We start from the raw sequence: 15681 nt of genomic DNA, 5'->3' as shown, positions 1-15681 counted from the left end.
ACGGAGTCCCGATTTTTCGCGCGAAAGTACAGCCGTGCTCGCCGATCGCCATCCAGACCCGCTGTCCCAGGTGCTCGCCCTCGCCGGGGCCCGCTGCCACCTCACCGGAAAGCTGTCGGCGAGTGGCCGGTGGGCGCTGCGCTTCCCGGCCCGCGGCCGGCTCAAGATCATCGCCGTGCGGCGCGGGAGTTGTACCTTCACCTCCGGCGGGCGGTCAGGCGAATTGCGGTCCGGCGAGGCGATCGCGGTGAACGGGGCCCATCCCTTCGTCCTGCGCACCGATGCCGACGTGCTGCCGCTCGATGCCGAAACGATGACGGTGCCCGACCATCGCATCGGCACAGCGGACGAGTTCTCCGGCATAGGCGGAGAAGTGACGGTCGAAGCAGGTGGTGAGGCACTGCTGGTGCGGGCATTGCCGCCGCTCATGCACATTTCGGTAGCGCACCCGCAGGCGTCGGCTCTCGACTGGCTACTGCGGGAACTGGACGCGGAAATGGGCCACGACCGGCCCGGTCACAGCTTCACTCGGGATCAACTCGCGCAGTTGCTCCTCGTCCAGATCCTGCGTGCCTACCTGGCGCGGCCGAACGCCCTGCCCGCAGGCCGGCTGCGGATCCTCGCAGACCCGCGGCTGGCCCCGGCCGCGCGGGCCCTGCACGAGAACCCGGCCCACACGTGGCGGCTCGGCGAACTCGCCCGCCTCGCCGCGATGTCCCGCACCGGTTTCGCCGCGCGCTTCCGCGCCGTCGCCGGCGTCCCGCCGCTGACGTACCTGACTGAGTGGCGCATGCGGATCGCCGCGTACGAACTCACCCACCACGACACCTCAGTAGGCGAATTGTCATCACGGGTCGGGTACACCTCGGAAAGCGCCTTCATCACCGCCTTCAAACGTGCCTTCGGCAAGACACCCCTGCAGCACCGGCGTGCACGGCCAGGCCCGGGACCTCGCGAGGGCTGCTAGTGAGCGGTTCGGGGCGGGGTGAGGACGGTGGTGGTGTTCGCGGTGACGATGGCGGCGATGGACGCCCACTGCCAGACGTCGAGGTGCTGACCGAGCAGCAGCAGGCCCGCGGTGGCCGCCAGCACCGGGTTGAGGCTCATGAAGATCGCGAACAGCGGAGCGGGCACGCGGCCCAGCGCCAGCGCGTCGCACAAGAACGGCACGGCCGAGGACAGCACCCCTGCGGTCACCGCGAAACCGAGCGCCGCCACCGTGGGCGGATGGGTGACCAGCACGCCGACGCCGATGGGCAGGAACAGCACCCCGGAGATCCCGCACGCGCAGGCGGTGCCCTGCCCACCGGGCAGGGATCGGCTCAAGGCGTGGTTGAGCAGGATGTAGCAGGCCCAGCAGGCCGCGGCCAGCAGCGCCAGCCCCATCCCGAGGTAATCGGTGCTGGGTTGCGGGCGCATGAGCACCGCGACACCGGCCGCGGCCAGCACCGCGCAGGCCAGGTCGATGCGGCGGCGGGCCCCGATCAAGGCGACCGCCAGCGGTCCCAGGAACTCCAAGGTGACCGCCAGGCCGAGCCCGATGCGGTCGATCGCGCTGTAGAGGGCGAGGTTGATGACCGGCAGCACCAGGGCCAGAGCGAGCACCAGCCGCCGCTGCGCCGAGGTGAACTCCCGCAGCCGGGGACGGGTGGCGACCGGGAGCACCAGTCCGGCGATCCACTGGCGCACGGCCACCACACCGGCGGGAGTGATGGTGTCGAAGGCCAACGATCCGATCGCGGCACCGGTCTGGTTGGACAGGGCGCTGCCCGACATCAACGCCACCCCAGCGCCTCGGGAGGTGGTGTCCGGGATGGTCGGTGCGGGAGTGGTGTGCGCGCTCGACATGCCCGCCACCCTGCGGCCCGGAGCATCATTGCGGCCAATGCATGCGCCGCGCCGGCGATACGCTGGACGCATGGATGTGGAGTTGCGGCAGCTGCGATGCCTGGTCGCCATCGTCGAGGCCGGCACCTTCACCGACGCCGCTGCCGAACTCGGTCTCTCCCAAGCTCAGGTCTCGCGCACCCTGGCCGGGCTGGAGAACGCCCTCGGCGTGCGGCTGCTGCGCCGCACCAGCCGCCAGGTCGTCCCCACCGCGGCGGGCACCCGGGTTCTCGCCCACGCTCGGCGCGTGCTGGCCGAGGCCGAGGAGCTGGTGCGCGAAGCCACCACCGGCGACTCGACGCTGCGCATCGGTCATGCCTGGTCGGCGCTGGGCAGGCACACGGTGGCCTTCCAGCGCCGCTGGGAGCGCGGCCTGCCGGAGGTGCGGTTGCAGCTGGTGCGCACCAACTCCGCCACCGGTGGGCTGGCCGAAGGAGCCTGCGACCTGGCGGTGGTGCGCACCGAACCCGACCGGCGCCGCTTCTCCGGTGTCGTCGTGGGTGTGGAACGGCGCTACTGCGCGATGGCCACCGACGACGCCTGGGCGCGGCGCCGTTTCGTGCGGCTGAGCGATCTGGCAGAACGCACGGTGCTGCTCGACCGGCGTGCGGGTTCCACCACACCGCAGCTGTGGCCGGACGACCGGCAACCGTCCTTCGAGGACACCGCCGACGTCGACGACTGGCTGACCTCGGTCTCCAGTGGGCGGGTCGTGGGCATCACCTCCGAGGCCACGCTCACCCAGTACCGGCGCAGCGGCGTGGTGTTCCGCCCGGTGCGCGACGCGCCGCCGCTCCCGGTGCGCGTCATCTGGTGGCGCGACGAGCGCCCGCTGCACGCGGGCAAGGTCGTCGACCTGCTCACCGAGCTCTACCGGCGCTGACCGGCGGGGCTCGCGCGTCGTCAGGACGGCGTGTCGGGGGTGTAGCGGGCGAGCATGGTCTGGACGGCTTCGTCGACGGCGTTGTTGACGTCCGAGGGTGTGGGTTTCCAGTCGGTCAGCAGCATCCGCGGCCACAGGACGTAGTTGGCGATCATGCCGAGGAACTGGTTCGCGGCGCTCTCGGCGTCGGGCACCACGGCGTTGCCCGCTTCGTGCTCGGATTCCAGGTAGTGCTGGACGGAGGCGAAGTAGGGCAGTTTGCCGAGCTGGAACTGCATCCGACCCAGCTCGGGGAACCGGGGCAGTTCTGCGATGACGATCCGGAACAGACCGGTCATGCGTGGCTGGCCGATGAGCTCGGCGTAGCGGTGGCCGATGGTCGTCAGTCCGGAGCGCAGATCACCCACCTGCGGCCGCTCGGCGGCATCGCCGGCGTCGCGCTGCCAGGACTCGGTGATGATGGCCTCGAAGAGCGCCGCCTTGGTGGGGAACTGCTTGAACAGGGTGGACTTCGAGACCCCGGCGGCGTCGGCGACCCGCGCGAGGGAGGTCCGGTCGTAGCCGCGCTCCACGAACAGTTCCGTGGCCGCGGTGGTGATCGCCTCGCGCTTCTGCTGCGCGAGCCTGCGGTGGTGCGCGCTGAGTTCTGCCGCCATGCGGTGAGTATCCACCAGGCCCGAGGCGAGTCACTTGACTCGCCTCCGCGTGTCCGCTTACGCTGCACCAACAAGGCGAGTCGAGTGACTCGCGTCTGGGGAGGAACTTCATGACTACCGACAAGATCGCTGTGGTGACCGGCACGAATCGCGGCCTCGGGCGCAGCGCGGCCATCGCTCTGGCCACCCGCGGGGTGCGGGTCGTGGTGACCCACCGCGGTGATGCGGCCGGGGCTGAGGAGACGGCGGAGCAGGTGCGGGCCGTGGGCGGGACTGCCGCCGTTCTCCGGCTCGACCTCAGCGATGTCTCCTCCTTCGAGTCCTTCACCTCCGAACTGGGCGCGCAGCTGGAGCGCTGGGGCGCGTCGCGGCTCGACGTTCTGGTCAACAACGCGGGAGTGGGAATCTTCGGGCCGCTGGAGACCGTCACGCTCGACGACTTCGACACGGTGATGGGCACCAACGTGCGGGGCACGTTCTTCCTCATCCAGTCGCTCGTGCCGCTGCTGGCCCAGGGCGGCCAGGTCATCAACGTGTCGTCGTCAGCGACCCGCCACACCAGGCCCACCACCTCCGTCTACGCCGCATCGAAGGCCGCGCTCGAAGCTCTGAGCCGCAATCTCGCCGCAGAGCTCGGGCCTCGCGGTATCCGGGTGAACTCGATCGCCCCGGGGCCCACGGCCACCGACTTCAACGGCGGAGCGATGCGGGACGACGACGGGTTGCGCCAGGCTCTGGCCGACCAGACCGTGCTCGGCCGCGTCGGCGAACCCGAGGAGATCGGCGACGCCATCGCCACGATGGCCTCCGAGGGACTGCGCTGGGTCACCGCCCAGCGCATCGAGGTCTCCGGCGGCGCCCTCCTGTGAGCACCGAGGGCCTCATCGAGATCGGGACCGCCGGCCGGTCACGGCACCAGCAGCACGAGCACGCTGCCGTGCAGGTAGAGCACCGGGAACGCCGTGGCCACCGCGGCGGTGAACAGCACCACCTGCACGATCACGCCCGGCCCGCGCAGCTTCCACGCCGCACCCGCGGCCAGCAGCAGCACACCGATACCCGCCTGACCCCACCAGTAGAGCGGGTGGGTGCTCTCGGCGAGGACGAGCAGTCCGTATCCCGCCTCGCCGATCAGCACACCGCACAGTGCTGACAATCCCAGTGCCGCACGGGTTCCCGGCCTTCGTCGCAGCCATTGCGCGCCCAGCCCCAGCACAGGTCCGGCCAGCACCGCCGCGGCACCCCAGAACACCATCAGCCCGGTGGAGGAGGGGTAGCCGCGCAGCAGGTCGGTGAGCACGTAGCCGGCAAGCATCCCGGCCAGTGACAGCGCCCCGCACACCGCGCCTGAGAATGCGGTCGGTGCGGGCAGAGCCAGGGCGAAGGCCAGCAGCGTCCACGATCCGCTGGAGTTGGCCAGCGACGCCACCTGCGGGGGCAGCGCACCTTGCGCGACAGCGGTGGCCCCACCGGCGGCGAGCCCGCAGGCCGCGGCGATCAGCACGGCGCGGATGGCGCCGCGACGTCGGTGCGCGCCCGTGGGAACCGTGGGTGCGAGAGCCATGCAGTGGAGTTTCCCAGCGGACACGCACGGCGGGAGCGCGTTTCGGCCCAATCCGGGCCCGTCCGGATGGCCGATCGGGGCCGGACGGTTCAGCGCCCCACTCAGATCACCTGGACGGTGGGGACATCAGCTGAGTGCGTGCGCTGCATGTCGTCATCGCGGCCCGAGCCGTCGCAGTTCGCTCCTCGGCGGTGCCCGGACTGACCCGTATCGGACAGGTGGTGTGCGTGAACAAGCCAACCGCGCTGCCAGGCGTCGCGAGGCGACGTGGGGCTGGCTATGCTCCGGGCCTCCTTTGCCCTGGAAGGTGGTTTCGCGATGCCGGTGCCCAGTCTGCTCGGGGTCTTCGCCCATCCCGACGACGAGTCGCTGTCGGCCGGGGGTGTGCTGGCCCGCCAAGCCGAGGCGGGCGCCCGCACCGGTGTGGTGACCGCGACCTGGGTGGACGACACCCACCGGGCCGGGGAACTCGGGGAGGCGCTGCGGATCCTCGGTGCGGGCAAGCCCCGGCTCTTGGGCTACGCCGACGCGCGGGTGCCCGAATCAGCGCCGGGCTGCGCGCGACTGGTCGATTCCCCGCTGCAGGAAGCGGTGCACCGGCTGGTGGGCCACCTGCGGGAATTCCGGCCCGACGTGGTGATCACCCACGACGGCTACGGCGGCATCTCCGGGCACCCCGATCACGTGCACACCCACCGCATCACGATGCTGGCGGTGCACGCGGCCGGTCTCGAGCAGCTGCACCCCGAAACCGGCGAGGCGTGGCAGGTGCGGGCGCTCTACTCGGTGACCCACCCGCACTCGGCGCTGGCCGCCTACCGCGACCTGGTGGGGCACCCCAAGGCCGCCCACACGGTGCCCGATGAGCACCTGAGCGCGTCGGTCGACATCAGCCGCTGGCTGGACTGCAAGACCGAAGCGGTGCTGGCTCATCGCAGCGAAGTTCAGCGCGGCGCGCTACCCGCTCTGGTCGGCGATCTCGACCCGCGCACCCGCCGGGAGCTGTTCGGCACCGAGCACTTCCTGCGCCACCCGCTGACCGACTCCCACATCGGAGCGCCCGAGCCGATCGCCTGACCACGAGGCGGGTTCAACCCCACTGCGCGGGACGCAGCAACCCCGGGGGCAATCGGGTCGTGTCGTCGCCTCGCGCCGCGGCCACCTGCGGTTGGGTGAGGTAGAGGGCTCCGGTGAGCTCGGCGCCGCGCAGATCGGTGTCGCGCAGGTCCGCGCCCAGCAGGTCGGCGAACCCCAGGTCGGCGCCGCGCAGATCGGCGGCGATCAGCAGCGCACCACGCAGGTTCGCCGCGCGCAGGTTCGCGCCGCGCAAACCACGGCCCACCAGGTCCGCACCGCGGTGCTGCGCACCGTGCGGGCCGCGCACCAGGAGGCCGGCCTCGCCGAGCAGATCACCGGTGCGCGCACGTTCGGCGCCCAGGTCCACTTCGGTCAGTTCCCCGGCCGCCCCATCCGTGAGCGCCGCGACCTCGTCGCGACGTGCCCGCAGGTCTTCGTGCAGCGATGCGGTGGCGTCGCGTCCCAGCGCGTCGTCGAGGTACCACAGCAATTCGTGCAGGCCGCGCATCACCTCGAACGCCGCGAACATCGATTCGGCCGTCTCGGGTGCCTGCCGCCACGACACCCCGCCGAAGGTGTACTGCGAGAGGTGCTGCCCGGCACCGAAGCAGTCGAACACCGTGCACCCGGCGAAGCCGCTCTCGCGCAGGTTCGCGTGGATCCCGCAGGAGAAGTCGGCCAGCAGGTTGTGGCACGGCTTTCCGCCGGGCTTGTCCACGGCGAAGTCCGCCGAAGCGGAGAAGGGCAGTGCCACGCAGCACAACCCGAAGCACCGCCCGCAATCGGCACGCAGATCCTGACGCTCACCCATGGTGGGAGATTGTCCGCTCACCAGCGGTGATCGCCACGACCGGGGCCGTTGGTACCGTCACTGCTCGTGAGTGAGCAGCCGCAATCCACCGAGGACACCGCCGAGGGCATCTGCCGCTTCCCGGGCTGCGAACGCCCGGTGGAGCGCCCCAGCGGGCCGGGCCGTCCACCGGAGTACTGCGACCTGCCCGAACACACCCGGTGGCGCGCCTGGAAGCAGCGGCAGCGCCTGCAGGCGGTCGCCGAGCAGACCCCCAGCACCGCATCGGAGAGTGCCAGCGAGTTCGACGGGGCGCGGATGCGCGCCGAGGAACTGGTGCGCCAGTACCGGCTGCTGTCGGAGCAGCTGGGCCGAAACCTGCGCGCGGGCCTGGAAGAACTGGCCACCCTCACCGATCCCTCGGCCGCCGAAGCCCAGATCCAAGCCGCCCAGGCCGAAGCCGCGCACCGCGTCGCCCAGGCCGAGCAGGCGCTGGCCACCGCCCAGCAGCAGCGCCGCGACGCCGAACAGGCCCGCCAGAACGCCGAGGAGGCGGCCGAGGACGCGGTGGCCGAGGCCGAGCACGCCGCGCGGGACACCGACACCGCCCAGGCGCAGCGCGATCAGGCCCACGCCGAGGCCGAGCAGGCCCGAAGCGAGGCGGCCGCCGACGTCGAAGCGGCCCGCAACGAAGCCGAGGTCGCCACCGCCGCAGCGCAGCGCCGGGCCGAGGAGCTGGTGGCTCGCGCCCGCCAGGACGCGGACAACACCGTCGCCGAGGCCCACAGCGCCCTGGAGACCGCCCGCTCCGAAGCGACCGCGCAGGTGCTCTCCGCTCAGCAGCAGGCGCAGCGGGAGATCGCCGAGGCCACCGACCGCAAGGCGGAGGCGGGCGAACGCGCCGCGCGCGCCGAAACGGCCGCCGAGACCGCCCGCGAGCAGCTCACCGAACTGCGGGCGGCCGCGGAGTCCTCACGCGCGGAGATCGAGCGCCAGCGCACCGAATTGGCCGCGGTGCGCGAGCAGCACACCACCGAACTCCAGCGACTGCGCGAGGAGGCCGCCGAGCGGTTGCGCTCCGAGCGCGACGCGCACGCGCAGCGCCTCGCGGCCGTGCAGGACGCGCGCGACCAAGCCCAGAACCGCGCGCACCGAGCCGAAACCCAGCTCGACACCGCCCACGAGGAACTGCGCGCCCTGCGCCCCACCACCGAGGACGGGTCGGCCGGCTAGCGGGCCATGCGCCACACCACGTCGACGCCGGCTCGTCCTGGTGCGGGGGCGAAGCGGGGTGGACGGTGCTCCTCGACGCAGGCGAACCCGAGACGTTCGGGGATGCGTCGACTCGCGGTGTTGGCCGCGTCGTGCCAGATCTCGACGCGTCGCACCTCGGGCAGGGCGAAGGCCTGCTCGGTGACCGCGCGTGCGGCGGCGGTCATCAGGCCGCGTCCGGTGTGCTCGGGGTGCAGCCAGTAGCCGATCTCCAGGCCGCCGTCGCCGATGCGCTGTTCCAGGGAGATCGTGCCCGCGATGTGGCCGCCGGTGGTGATCAGGTAGGTGTAGCTCTGGCCGCTGTGCCAGTGGCGGGTGGCGGTGTCGATGAACTCCACCGCGGCCGAGACCGGGTAGTCACCTTCTGCCCAGGGCATCCAGGGCCGCAGGTGTTCCAGGGATTCGGTGACGACCCGCTGCAGCGCGGCCGCGTCGGCCGAGGTCGGTCGGCGCAGCAGCGCGCCGGGCAGCCGGAGACGTTCCTGCGGGCGAGGCATGCACGTGATGCTGGTGGGTGAACACCGCAGGTCGCAACCGGTTTTCCCGCTCGCACGCAAGAGCGGGGCGCGATGCCCGGGTGTTGTCCGGGTGTCGCGCCCCGCTCGGTCGTGCTGGGTGGCTCTCGATCAGATGAGGCCGAGCTTGCGGACGGTGTCGCGCTCCTCGGTCAGCTCGCCGACCGAGGCGTCGATGCGGCCGCGGGAGAACTCGTCGATCTCCAGGCCCTGCACGATCTCGAACTTGCCGTCGCGGGCGGTGACCGGGAACGAGGAGATCAGGCCCTCCGGCACGCCGTAGGAGCCGTCGGAGACGACACCGGCCGACGTCCAGTCACCCTCGGGGGTGCCGTTGACCCAGGTGTGGACGTGGTCGATGGCGGCGTTGGCCGCCGACGCCGCGGAGGAGGCACCGCGGGCGTCGATGATCGCCGCGCCGCGCTTGGCGACGGTGGGGATGAACTCGTCGGCCAGCCAGGACTGCTCGACCTGCTCGGCGGCGATCTTGCCGCCGACCTCGGCGTGGAAGAGGTCGGGGTACTGGGTGGCGGAGTGGTTGCCCCAGATCGTCAGCTTCTTGATGTCGGTGACCGACACGCCCAGCTTCTGCGCGAGCTGCGTCTGCGCGCGGTTGTGGTCGAGGCGGGTCATGGCGGTGAAGCGCTCGGCCGGGACGTCCGGGGCGTGGGCCTGAGCGATCAGGGCGTTGGTGTTGGCGGGGTTGCCGACCACCAGCACGCGCAGGTCGTCGGCGGCACCGGCGTTGATGGCCTCGCCCTGGGGCTTGAAGATGCCGCCGTTGGCCTCGAGCAGGTCACCGCGCTCCATGCCCTTGGCGCGGGGGCGGGCACCGACCAGCAGCGCGACGTTGGTGCCGTCGAAGGCGGTGCGCGCGTCGTCGGTGATGTCGATGCTCTCCAGCAGCGGGAAGGCGCAGTCGTCGAGCTCCATCGCGGTGCCCTCGGCAGCCTTGACCGCCTGCGGGATCTCCAGCAGCCGAAGCTTGATCGGGGTTTCGGCGTCGATGAGCTGACCGGAGGCGATCCGGAACAGCAACGCGTAGCCGATCTGACCGGCCGCACCGGTGACGGTCACGGTGACGGGAGCTTTGGTCATGAGGTCTTGTTCTCCTGCTCGACGGGTGGTGTTGGCTCTGCCGGGGATGCTATCGGCAGTCTCTCGGGGGTGTGGGAGACCCGTCAGGGATCACAGGTGAACGCCTCCGGGACCGATTCAGCAACCGAGATCCGCACCACACGTGAGGTGGCCACTGCCGCGGCATTGGCCGTTTTCCACCCGGCCCGTGGTGCCTAGGTTGGCGTTGTCGTCAACCGGGAGGGGTGCGTGGTGGTCGGTGGTGGTGCGGTGGCCGGGGTCGCGGCGGTGGCGTTGGGGCTGGTGCTGACCCCGGGGCCCAACATGCTCTACCTGGTGTCGCGGACGCTGACCCAGGGCCGTCGCGCGGGCGGAATGTCGTTGTGCGGTGTGGCCGCGGGTTTCGCCCTCTACGCCGCAGCGGCCGCCGCAGGACTGTCCACGGTGTTCGCGCTGGTCCCGGTGCTCTACACGGTGCTGCAGGTGGCTGGGGCCGGGTATTTGGGGTGGCTGGCGTGGCAGTCGCTGCGCCCGGGTGCGGTCTCGGTGTTCGAGCCGGCGCCCGTGGCGCCCGCGGGCGCGGGCCGGTTGTTCACGATGGGGCTGGTGACGAACCTGCTCAACCCGAAGATCGCGGTGCTCTACGTGTCGCTGCTGCCGCAGTTCGTCGATCCCGCACGTGGTTCGGTGGCCGCGCAGTCGCTGATGCTGGCCGGGGTGCAGATCGCGGTGGCGCTGGTCGTCAACGCCGTGATCGTGCTCGCGGCGGGCACGGTGGCGCGCGTGCTGACCGGCCGCCCGCTGTGGGTGCGGGCGCAGCGGTGGCTGATGGCCACGGTGCTGGCCGGCCTGGCGGTGCGGCTGCTGACCGACCGCGCCCGCCCGGCGGGGTGAGCGCGGCACCCGCTTTTAGCTCATGCGCTTGCCGCCGCCTGCGTAGAGGGTTTGCCCGGTGAGCCAGCGGGCCTGGTGGGAGGCCAGGAACACCGCGATGTCGGCGATGTCGTCGGGGTGCCCGACGCGGCCCAGCGGGGACAGCTGCGCGAAGCGGCTGTCGTTCTCGCGGCTGATCCATCCGGTCTGCACCGGGCCGGGCGCGATGATGTTGACGGTGATGCCCGCGGGCCCGAACTCCGCGGCCGCCGAGCGCGACAGCGATTCCAGCGCGTTCTTGGTGGCCCAGTACGAGATTTCCCCGGGTGCCCCGTCGGCGGCGTCGGTGGACAGGGTGATGATGCGACCCCAGTCGGCGCGGCGGCGCTGGTGGCGACGGTGATGCTCGGCCATCAGCAGCGCCGGTGCCCGGGTGTTGACGGCGTGATGCGCGTCGAGACCGGCCGCGCTGAGCGGGCGGGCCCCTCGGGCGGTGGTGAAGGTGTCGGGCTCGTTGTGGGCGGCGTTGGCCACCAGGATCTCCACCGGGCCCAGCAGCGCTTCCGCCTCGTCGTAGACGTGGGCCGGGGCCTGGGGGTCGGCGAGGTCGGCGGTGATGGCGTGCGCGGTGTGGCCGTCGGCGCGCAGGGCGGGGGTGAGGTGGTCGCTGCCGCCGGGCGGGTTGACCAGCAGCAGCCGTGCGTTCTGGCGGGCCAGGGCGCGGGCGATGGCCGCACCGATGCCCAGGGCGTTGTCGGTGCCGGTGATGACGGCGACGCGATCGCGCAGTCGCGGGTCGATCATGCCCTGATCATGGTCTGCCCCACGAGGCCCGGATCGGGCGGGGTGGCCCTAGGCTGTCGGAGCATGGGTCACGGTGAGGACGGGGTCGACCGCATCCAGGCGGCGTGGCAGCGCGAACGCCCGGACATGCCGGTGGAGTCCATCGGCGTGATCACCCGCATCTGGCGCATCGCGAAACTCCTGGAAGACCAGCGCCGCCGTTCCGACGCTCGCGCCGGTGTGGACGCCGCGACCCGCGACCTGCTCTCGACGCTGCGCCGATCGGGCCCGCCCTATCGCCTCGCGGCCGGGGAGATCGCCCGCCAATCACTGGTCAGCGCCGGTGCGATCTCGCAGCGGGTGACTCGCGCCGAGCAACGCGGCCTGGTCGTGCGCGCCCGCGGCGGCCACGACGGCCGCACCGTGCAGGTGGAGCTCACCGACGCCGGCCACGCTCTGGTGCAGGACCACGTGGAGGACCTGCTGCGCCACGAGGAGACGCTGCTGTCGTCGCTGTCGGCCCAGCAGCGCGAGCAGCTCACCGGGCTGCTGCGGGTGCTGCTGGGCGATCTCACCACCCGCTTCGGCGCCGACGACCGGCCCTGACCGCCCGTGCACCCGCACGATCGCGAAAAACCGCTTGCCGCGCGGGAATGCGGGGTGTAGTGGTCTGTGAATGCTGCACGAGAGCGGAACCGGCGAGGTCGTGTCGCTCACCGACCGGACCACGACGCTGCGCTACGCGCCGGTGGCCGGTGCGCCGCGCATGATTCGCCTGATCGCCGCCGAGGGACCTGACGTGCTGGCGCTGCTGCGGCAGCGGATTCCCGACTGGAGCGTGGTGACCGACCTGGCCGCCGGGCAGCGGTTGCTGGCCGCAGGCGCCCGGTTGCGCCGCCACGCCCACACCATGCACCGCGATCTGAGGGCCGACCCGCCGTCGCCGGACTGGGCGCGGGCCAGGCCACCGGCACCGTTTTCGTTCACCGCCTGCGACCGGCCGCCGGAAGCGCTGCTGGAGGCATGGCGCGAGGCCTACCCGCCCGGGCATCCCGATCACGTCACCGCCGATGACCGGGCGCTGCGCACCGAACTGCTGCAGCCGCTGCTGTCGGGACGGGTGCTGGGTCCGCTGCTGGAGACCAGCGCCCTGGTCGTCGACGGCCGCGACAGGGTCGTGGCGGGTCTCATCGTCAACGACCGGGCCGGTACCGCGTGGGTCAGCGACGTCTTCCGGCGCCGCGGGCCCGCCTACGCCGGGCTGGGCGGGCTGCTGCTGCGCCGCGCGGTGGCGGGCCTGGCGGGCCGGTTCTCGCTGGCGGGTTTGGCGGTGACGGTCGGCAACCCCGCGCAGCGGCTCTACCGGCGGCTGGGGTTCGAGATCACCGAGACGACCATGACCTTCGCGCTGTCGTGAGCCACGATGGGTTACAGTGCTGAGGTGACCTGCAGTTCTCATCTGGCTTGGTGGCGCTCCTCCTAGGAGCGGCCACCCACTGCGGCACATCCCCAGATCTCCGAGGGCCGTTCGACCGACGGCCCTCGTTTCGCGTGTTCTCGCGCTCGGTGTGGCTCTCGGCGGACGGCGCCGGAGCGCCCACGAGAGGAACACCCATGACCACCGCGGTCGACATCTCCCCAGCTGCTCGACGCAGCAGCGAACTGGAATCCGAGATCTCGGCGGACCCGTCGCGATTCCGGATCCTCACCGGTGACCGGCCCACCGGGCCTCTGCACCTGGGCCACTACTTCGGGACCCTGCACAACCGGGTGCGGTTGCAGCGCCGGGGAGTGCACCTGAGCCTGGTGATCGCCGACTACCAGGTGCTCACCGATCGCGATGTCGCCGAGGACCTCTCGGGGCACGTGATGGGTCTGATCGCCGACTACCTGGCGGCGGGCATCGACCCGGACGAGGCGATGATCTTCCCCCACAGCCAGGTGGCGGCGCTCAACCAGTTGCTGCTGCCGTTCCTGAGCCTGGTGACGGTGCCGGAGCTGCAGCGCAACCCGACCGTCAAGGACGAGATCGCCCATTCCCGCCAGTCGGGTGTGTCGGGGCTGATGTTCACCTACCCCGCGCATCAGGCGGCCGACATCCTGTTCTGCAAGGCCAACCTGGTGCCGGTCGGGTCGGATCAGCTGCCGCACCTGGAGGTGACCCGCACGATCGCCCGGCGGTTCAACGACCGCTACGGCCCGGTGTTCCCGGAGCCGGAGGCGTTGTTGTCGTCGGCACCGCTGCTGCTGGGCACCGACGGGGCGAAGATGAGCAAGAGCCGCGGCAACGCGATCATGCTGGGTTCCTCCGCCGAGGAGACCGCGCGGTTGATCCGCGGCGCCAAGACCGACGCGCAGCGCCACATCACCTACGAGCCGCAGGCGCGGCCGGAGGTGGCGAGCCTGGTGCTGCTGGGGGCGTTGTGCAGCGAGCGGGATCCGCTCGAGCTGGCCGAGAGCGTCGGTTCGGGTGGGGCGGCGGCGCTCAAGGCGGTGGTGACCGAGGCGGTCAACGAGCGCTTCGCGGCGTCGCGGGCGCGCCGCGCCGAGCTGCTGGCCGATCCGGGCTACCTGCGGCAGGTGCTGGCGCGGGGCAACGCTCGCGCCAACGAGCGCGCCGAGGTCACGCTGGCCGAGGTGCGGGAGGCGATGGGCACGGTCTACGGGGAGTCCAGGTAGGACAGCGCCAGCGCGGACAGGTGGAGTCCCTCGGCGGTGGTGTCGATGAGCCCGAGTTCCCGCAGCCGCCAGAGGTCGGTCTTGGTGCGGGAGACGGGGCGTTGCTGCTGGGCGGCCAGGTCGGCGGGGGACAGACCGGGGTGGCGGCGCAGGGTGTCCAGGACGTGGCGGGTCCAGGGGCCGCGCGAGGTCGCGAGGTCCAGCCGGGCGAGTTGGGCCTGCAGCTCCCCGCTGGTGCGCTCGTCTAGGGCGGCGGGTGCCGGGCCGTGTTCGGCGGCCGGTCCGAGGTGGGTCAGCTCCAGCCGGTAGGTGCGGCCGCGGTGGCGTGAGAGGGAGGTGTGCAGGCCCGTCGCGGTGGAGAAGCCGGCGCGGGCGGCGTCGTGGTCGGTGAGCGAGGCGGGGTCGATCTCGGTGACCGAGGTGATCTCGACGAGGCCGTGGCGGGTGGGCACGCGCGCACCGGGGCGGGCCTGCGGGCTGGGCCAGCGGAAGTAGGTCTCGGTGATCTCGCCCGCGGCCACCCCGCGCGCGATCCGGTCGCTCAACACCCCTCCCACGCTAATGCCCGCCCGGCAGGCTCCGGACCGGGCGCGTGTTGATCACGAAACGAGTTCATCAACTACCGCAGGTGTGCCGGGTGGGGCGACAATCGGTGAATGCTGCAGGTTTGCCTCAACGGCGCCCGGTCACCGCGTGAGCACTTCCACCTCCCGGTGCGGCCGGAGGAGCTGGCCAAGGCGGCGGCCGACGCGGTGTCGGCCGGTGCCACCGATGTGCACCTGCACCCCAAGTCCGCCGATGGCACCGACAGCCTCGATCCGCACTCGGTGGCCGCGGCGTTGCGCGCGGTGCGGGCCGCGGCTCCGGGCGTGCCGGTGGGGGTCACCACCGGGGCGTGGACGGCGCCGGACACCGCCTCGCGGGTGCGGGCGATCAAGGCCTGGACGTTGCTGCCCGATCACGCCTCGGTCAACTGGCACGAGCCGGGTGCCGACGAGGTCGCCGCCGCGCTGCTGGAGCGCGGGGTGGGAGTGGAGGCCGGGGTGTTCTCGGGCACCGACGGTGATCACCACTTCCGGCTCTCCCCGCACCGCAGCCGGGTGGTGCGGGTGCTGGCCGAGGTCACCGACCGCACGGCCGGGGGAGCGGCGGCGACCGCTGAGGCGCTGCTGACCCGCCTGCACCCGGCGTCGGCACCGATCCTGCTGCACGGCGAGGCGGCCGGGGCGTGGCCGGTGCTGCGGGTGGCCGCCCGCCGGGGGTTCGGCACCCGCATCGGGCTCGAGGACACGCTCGTGCTGCCGGACGGGCAGATCGCCGCCGACAACGCCGAGCTGGTGGCCGCCGCACGCGCCGTCCTGGAAGCCGAGGCGCGCTGACCGTCTCCCGATGGGGAGCGTGCCCGGCAAGTCCCAGTTTTAGTCCAAACTGAGCCGACATTTCGGACATGATCATGGCTCGGTTTGGACTAAAACTGGGAGCGGGCGAGGTCACCGCCCAGTTGCGCGCCCAGTGCGCCTCCGCGTTCGGCTGATTACCCGGACGAGGGTTGTCGCGTCGGGGTCGTGGTGATCGGCCACTTAGGATGGTCGGAGTCCGACATCGCCCCGCAGTCATCAGGAGAG

General features: G+C 71.9%; 18 protein-coding genes. 10 read left to right on the top strand and 8 right to left on the bottom strand.

Features of this window, described 5'->3' with window-relative positions:
• Window positions 1–34 precede the first annotated feature (34 nt).
• Window positions 35–967 carry an AraC family transcriptional regulator gene (locus FHU35_RS13665; RefSeq protein WP_145739250.1) on the top strand — a complete coding sequence of 311 codons (933 nt, stop codon included), beginning with the start codon at window positions 35–37 and terminating at the stop codon, window positions 965–967.
• On the opposite strand, the gene FHU35_RS13660 is transcribed toward FHU35_RS13665, so the two are convergent.
• A complete protein-coding gene (locus FHU35_RS13660) occupies window positions 964–1848 on the bottom strand; it encodes an EamA family transporter (protein WP_145739248.1) in 885 nt (294 codons plus the stop codon). The two genes, FHU35_RS13665 and FHU35_RS13660, sit on opposite strands and share 4 nt — an antisense overlap.
• A 70-nt stretch (window positions 1849–1918) precedes the next feature.
• Between FHU35_RS13660 and FHU35_RS13655 the strand changes: the two genes are divergently transcribed.
• On the top strand, window positions 1919–2770 hold the full coding sequence (locus FHU35_RS13655; protein WP_145739245.1) for a LysR family transcriptional regulator: 852 nt from the start codon (window positions 1919–1921) through the stop codon (window positions 2768–2770).
• 20 nt (window positions 2771–2790) lie between these two features.
• Here FHU35_RS13655 and FHU35_RS13650 read toward each other — a convergent pair whose 3' ends face one another.
• Window positions 2791–3426 carry a TetR/AcrR family transcriptional regulator gene (locus FHU35_RS13650; RefSeq protein WP_145739243.1) on the bottom strand — a complete coding sequence of 212 codons (636 nt, stop codon included), beginning with the start codon at window positions 3424–3426 and terminating at the stop codon, window positions 2791–2793.
• Window positions 3427–3536: 110 nt separating this feature from the next.
• On the opposite strand from FHU35_RS13650, the gene FHU35_RS13645 reads away from it, so the two are divergent.
• Complete coding sequence (locus tag FHU35_RS13645) at window positions 3537–4295, top strand: SDR family NAD(P)-dependent oxidoreductase (RefSeq protein WP_145739241.1); 759 nt, start codon at window positions 3537–3539, stop codon at window positions 4293–4295.
• Window positions 4296–4333: 38 nt separating this feature from the next.
• Here the strand turns inward: FHU35_RS13645 and FHU35_RS13640 are convergent, their stop codons facing one another.
• Window positions 4334–4990, bottom strand: coding sequence for a DUF6518 family protein (locus FHU35_RS13640; protein ID WP_145739239.1), 657 nt, complete (start codon window positions 4988–4990; stop codon window positions 4334–4336).
• Window positions 4991–5308: 318 nt separating this feature from the next.
• On the opposite strand from FHU35_RS13640, the gene FHU35_RS13635 reads away from it, so the two are divergent.
• Window positions 5309–6067 (top strand): PIG-L deacetylase family protein, encoded by a 759-nt coding sequence (locus FHU35_RS13635; RefSeq protein ID WP_145739237.1) that lies wholly within the window; start codon window positions 5309–5311, stop codon window positions 6065–6067.
• Window positions 6068–6080: 13 nt separating this feature from the next.
• Here the strand turns inward: FHU35_RS13635 and FHU35_RS13630 are convergent, their stop codons facing one another.
• Window positions 6081–6878 (bottom strand): pentapeptide repeat-containing protein, encoded by a 798-nt coding sequence (locus tag FHU35_RS13630; protein WP_145739235.1) that lies wholly within the window; start codon window positions 6876–6878, stop codon window positions 6081–6083.
• 66 nt (window positions 6879–6944) lie between these two features.
• Here FHU35_RS13630 and FHU35_RS13625 point away from each other — a divergent pair, with 66 nt between their 5' ends.
• Complete coding sequence (locus FHU35_RS13625; RefSeq protein WP_145739232.1) at window positions 6945–8090, top strand: coiled-coil domain-containing protein; 1146 nt, start codon at window positions 6945–6947, stop codon at window positions 8088–8090.
• Here FHU35_RS13625 and FHU35_RS13620 read toward each other — a convergent pair.
• On the bottom strand, window positions 8087–8626 hold the full coding sequence (locus tag FHU35_RS13620) for a GNAT family N-acetyltransferase (protein ID WP_145739230.1): 540 nt from the start codon (window positions 8624–8626) through the stop codon (window positions 8087–8089). The genes FHU35_RS13625 and FHU35_RS13620 overlap by 4 nt on opposite strands.
• A 129-nt stretch (window positions 8627–8755) precedes the next feature.
• Window positions 8756–9742 (bottom strand): malate dehydrogenase, encoded by a 987-nt coding sequence (locus FHU35_RS13615; RefSeq protein ID WP_145739228.1) that lies wholly within the window; start codon window positions 9740–9742, stop codon window positions 8756–8758.
• Between the two features lie 228 nt (window positions 9743–9970).
• Here FHU35_RS13615 and FHU35_RS13610 point away from each other — a divergent pair, with 228 nt between their 5' ends.
• A complete protein-coding gene (locus tag FHU35_RS13610) occupies window positions 9971–10615 on the top strand; it encodes a LysE family translocator (RefSeq protein WP_246110281.1) in 645 nt (214 codons plus the stop codon).
• A 15-nt stretch (window positions 10616–10630) separates the two neighbouring features.
• Here the strand turns inward: FHU35_RS13610 and FHU35_RS13605 are convergent, their stop codons facing one another.
• A complete protein-coding gene (locus FHU35_RS13605) occupies window positions 10631–11398 on the bottom strand; it encodes an SDR family NAD(P)-dependent oxidoreductase (RefSeq protein WP_145739226.1) in 768 nt (255 codons plus the stop codon).
• Between the two features lie 63 nt (window positions 11399–11461).
• Between FHU35_RS13605 and FHU35_RS13600 the strand changes: the two genes are divergently transcribed.
• From FHU35_RS13600 to trpS, 3 genes are all read left to right on the top strand, one after another.
• Window positions 11462–11983 (top strand): MarR family winged helix-turn-helix transcriptional regulator, encoded by a 522-nt coding sequence (locus FHU35_RS13600; RefSeq protein WP_145739223.1) that lies wholly within the window; start codon window positions 11462–11464, stop codon window positions 11981–11983.
• A 70-nt stretch (window positions 11984–12053) separates the two neighbouring features.
• A complete protein-coding gene (locus FHU35_RS13595) occupies window positions 12054–12794 on the top strand; it encodes a GNAT family N-acetyltransferase (RefSeq protein ID WP_145739220.1) in 741 nt (246 codons plus the stop codon).
• A 197-nt stretch (window positions 12795–12991) separates the two neighbouring features.
• Complete coding sequence (gene trpS / locus FHU35_RS13590) at window positions 12992–14056, top strand: tryptophan--tRNA ligase (RefSeq protein WP_145739218.1); 1065 nt, start codon at window positions 12992–12994, stop codon at window positions 14054–14056.
• On the opposite strand, the gene FHU35_RS13585 is transcribed toward trpS, so the two are convergent.
• A complete protein-coding gene (locus tag FHU35_RS13585) occupies window positions 14038–14604 on the bottom strand; it encodes a hypothetical protein (protein WP_145739216.1) in 567 nt (188 codons plus the stop codon). The two genes, trpS and FHU35_RS13585, sit on opposite strands and share 19 nt — an antisense overlap.
• A gap of 108 nt (window positions 14605–14712) precedes the next feature.
• On the opposite strand from FHU35_RS13585, the gene FHU35_RS13580 reads away from it, so the two are divergent.
• A complete protein-coding gene (locus tag FHU35_RS13580) occupies window positions 14713–15435 on the top strand; it encodes a 3-keto-5-aminohexanoate cleavage protein (RefSeq protein WP_145739214.1) in 723 nt (240 codons plus the stop codon).
• Window positions 15436–15681: the final 246 nt, after the last annotated feature.

This window comes from Saccharopolyspora dendranthemae, from assembly GCF_007829955.1.
Classification (GTDB): Bacteria; Actinomycetota; Actinomycetes; order Mycobacteriales; family Pseudonocardiaceae; genus Saccharopolyspora; species Saccharopolyspora dendranthemae.
The sequence above is the reverse complement of the archived record's forward strand: the minus strand, read 5'-3'. Positions and strand labels throughout refer to the sequence as shown.

What these genes read in the sequence shown, in the direction of transcription:
- FHU35_RS13635 (WP_145739237.1), top strand. Translation starts at nt 5,309, where the DNA reads ATGCCGGTGCCCAGTCTGCTCGGGGTCTTCGCCCATCCCGACGACGAG.
- FHU35_RS13605 (WP_145739226.1), bottom strand. Translation starts at nt 11,398, where the DNA reads ATGATCGACCCGCGACTGCGCGATCGCGTCGCCGTCATCACCGGCACC.
- FHU35_RS13620 (WP_145739230.1), bottom strand. Translation starts at nt 8,626, where the DNA reads ATGCCTCGCCCGCAGGAACGTCTCCGGCTGCCCGGCGCGCTGCTGCGC.
- trpS (WP_145739218.1), top strand. Translation starts at nt 12,992, where the DNA reads ATGACCACCGCGGTCGACATCTCCCCAGCTGCTCGACGCAGCAGCGAA.
- FHU35_RS13615 (WP_145739228.1), bottom strand. Translation starts at nt 9,742, where the DNA reads ATGACCAAAGCTCCCGTCACCGTGACCGTCACCGGTGCGGCCGGTCAG.
- FHU35_RS13600 (WP_145739223.1), top strand. Translation starts at nt 11,462, where the DNA reads ATGGGTCACGGTGAGGACGGGGTCGACCGCATCCAGGCGGCGTGGCAG.
- FHU35_RS13595 (WP_145739220.1), top strand. Translation starts at nt 12,054, where the DNA reads ATGCTGCACGAGAGCGGAACCGGCGAGGTCGTGTCGCTCACCGACCGG.
- FHU35_RS13645 (WP_145739241.1), top strand. Translation starts at nt 3,537, where the DNA reads ATGACTACCGACAAGATCGCTGTGGTGACCGGCACGAATCGCGGCCTC.
- FHU35_RS13650 (WP_145739243.1), bottom strand. Translation starts at nt 3,426, where the DNA reads ATGGCGGCAGAACTCAGCGCGCACCACCGCAGGCTCGCGCAGCAGAAG.
- FHU35_RS13660 (WP_145739248.1), bottom strand. Translation starts at nt 1,848, where the DNA reads ATGTCGAGCGCGCACACCACTCCCGCACCGACCATCCCGGACACCACC.
- FHU35_RS13640 (WP_145739239.1), bottom strand. Translation starts at nt 4,990, where the DNA reads ATGGCTCTCGCACCCACGGTTCCCACGGGCGCGCACCGACGTCGCGGC.
- FHU35_RS13580 (WP_145739214.1), top strand. Translation starts at nt 14,713, where the DNA reads ATGCTGCAGGTTTGCCTCAACGGCGCCCGGTCACCGCGTGAGCACTTC.
- FHU35_RS13630 (WP_145739235.1), bottom strand. Translation starts at nt 6,878, where the DNA reads ATGGGTGAGCGTCAGGATCTGCGTGCCGATTGCGGGCGGTGCTTCGGG.
- FHU35_RS13655 (WP_145739245.1), top strand. Translation starts at nt 1,919, where the DNA reads ATGGATGTGGAGTTGCGGCAGCTGCGATGCCTGGTCGCCATCGTCGAG.